This window comes from Desulfovibrio sp. 1214_IL3152, from assembly GCF_036763055.1.
Classification (GTDB): Bacteria; Desulfobacterota; Desulfovibrionia; order Desulfovibrionales; family Desulfovibrionaceae; genus Desulfovibrio.
In genome coordinates, this window is record NZ_JBAIYW010000354.1 from 1 (window position 1) to 1,367 (window position 1,367).

The 1,367-nt window shown below is 59.0% G+C and carries 1 protein-coding gene and 1 pseudogene; both read right to left on the bottom strand.

The genetic code is table 11. The annotated features are described in order from the left end of the window. Positions 1–27 precede the first annotated feature (27 nt). Positions 28–366 carry a DUF1844 domain-containing protein gene (locus V6C07_RS07565; RefSeq protein ID WP_333535759.1) on the bottom strand — a complete coding sequence of 113 codons (339 nt, stop codon included), beginning with the start codon at positions 364–366 and terminating at the stop codon, positions 28–30. 377 nt (positions 367–743) lie between these two features. Beyond that, a pseudogene (locus V6C07_RS07570) lies at positions 744–1,367 on the bottom strand (pyridoxal-phosphate-dependent aminotransferase family protein); the annotation flags it as partial.

A 1,367-nucleotide genomic window follows, 5' to 3' on the forward strand; every position in this document is an offset into this window, starting at 1 on the left:
CAGCGCCGTGGCGGCAGGACGGCTCGGCTATGCGGGCGTCTGTCCCTTTTTGGTCAGGCACGCGCAGTCAGGGCCGCATTTGATGACAAATTTCAGGCGCAGCTCGTAAAGGATGCTTTCGAGCAGTTTGCTTTCCTGCTCGTCAAGGCAGCGCTCCGTTTTCATGTGCAGCATTTCAAGCACGTCAATGCTGTGCTTGGCGAGAGGCAGATTTGTCTCTGTGCTGCTGGTTTCTGGGTTAGGGACTTCGCCCAGGTGGACCAGGGCGGAAGACGCCAGGGAGAGAATAAACGTGGAAAATGTCACTTCGGGCATGGGTCCGTCGGGCGTATGCCCTGACGAGCAGCCGCAGGTTTTTTGGCTCATGTTGACCTCGTGGCGCGAAGCGCCCTGGAGTTTTCAGCTTTGAGGACACATGTTCCCAAAGCGTTGAAAATGCCCGCACAGGCGTCCGGCAGTGCGGACAGGATGCATCGGCGTCTGCGGCGGGCGTAAGCGCAGCTTCAGCCGTTACGACAAAGGAAGTTACGGATGCTTCAGGAGTTGTAACGCAGGAAACTACGCTTGCAGACACCATGTGTAACGAGCGGTTTGTTTCCACACAATCACTGTCGCCATTCGTAAGGCTCGCAGGCTCGCCAACGACTGCCGCGAAGACAGCAGAGCTATGTACTTGCGCGGTTAAGCAGCGAAGCGAGCGTGTCTTAAACTTTGAGAATGTACATTCTCAAAGTTAATTTGCTCTAGTTATAGACCAGCGGCAGCGGCACGCCTGGTTTGCCTTCAAGGGCGGCCCGGTACGCGGCCATGCCCCGCTCCAGATAGTCGCGCGAGCCGCTGTAGCCGCCCACAGCCCGCAGGCTGTCATTGAGAGCGTAAAGACCGGCGGCCACATCCGCCCAGTCCACCCAGCCCATATGGCCGATGCGCGCCATGCGACCCTTGTAGTGATCCTGGCCCCCGGCCATGCACACGCCGTGCTTTTCCTGCGCCAGACGCAAAACCTGTGTGCCGTCAACGCCGTCAGGCAGCAGCACGCTGGTGATGCCCCAGGCAAAATCTTTTTTGGCAAACAGCTCAAGCCCCATGGCCGAAAGGCTGGCGCGGGTCAGCATGGTCAAGGCCCACTGCTTGGCATACACGGGTTCCAGCCCGTTTTCCAGCAGCATGTCCAGGCTTTCCTTGAGTCCGAGGATAAGCCCCACCGGCGAAGTGAAGCTGGTCTGGCCTTTGAGCACATTGTCGCGCTCTTTGACAAGATTGAAGTAAAAACAGCCCGGCGTCTGCTTTTCGGCGCAGGCCCAGGCCCGCTCGGACAGCGCCAACAGCGCCAGCCCGGGGGGCAGCATGAGTCCTTTTTGTGAGCC

Bases quoted from the DNA above. Each gene is read 5' to 3' on its own strand.
- V6C07_RS07565 (WP_333535759.1), bottom strand. From the start codon at position 366: ATGAGCCAAAAAACCTGCGGCTGCTCGTCAGGGCATACGCCCGACGGA.